The 245-nt window shown below is 63.7% G+C and carries 1 pseudogene; it reads left to right on the top strand.

Annotated features, from left to right (window positions below):
* Positions 1 to 245 (top strand): annotated as a pseudogene (locus QMX91_RS31470) (alkaline phosphatase); the annotation flags it as partial.

The raw sequence follows: 245 nt of genomic DNA, 5'->3' as shown, positions 1-245 counted from the left end.
AACGGCGCGCGCCTCTGGAAAGAGGGCGTGCCGGAGTATGTGCAGTTACAAGTGATGCACCAGCTGGCCGTGACTGGCAAGCAGGCGGCGGATGTAGCGGTCTTGCTGGGTGGTCAGCACCTGGAGATCCATCGCATCGAACGCGACGAGTCGCTGATTGCTCGGCTGATCGACCTGGAGCAGCTGTTCTGGGATTACGTCGTCAGTGACACCCCGCCGCCGGCAGACGGTTCGGCCTCGGCGGA

This window comes from Pseudomonas sp. PS01299 (assembly GCF_029960145.1).
GTDB classification, from domain to species: Bacteria; Pseudomonadota; Gammaproteobacteria; order Pseudomonadales; family Pseudomonadaceae; genus Aquipseudomonas; species Aquipseudomonas putida_A.
Note: the sequence above shows the minus strand (reverse complement) of the source record. Positions and strands in the feature narration are given on the sequence as shown.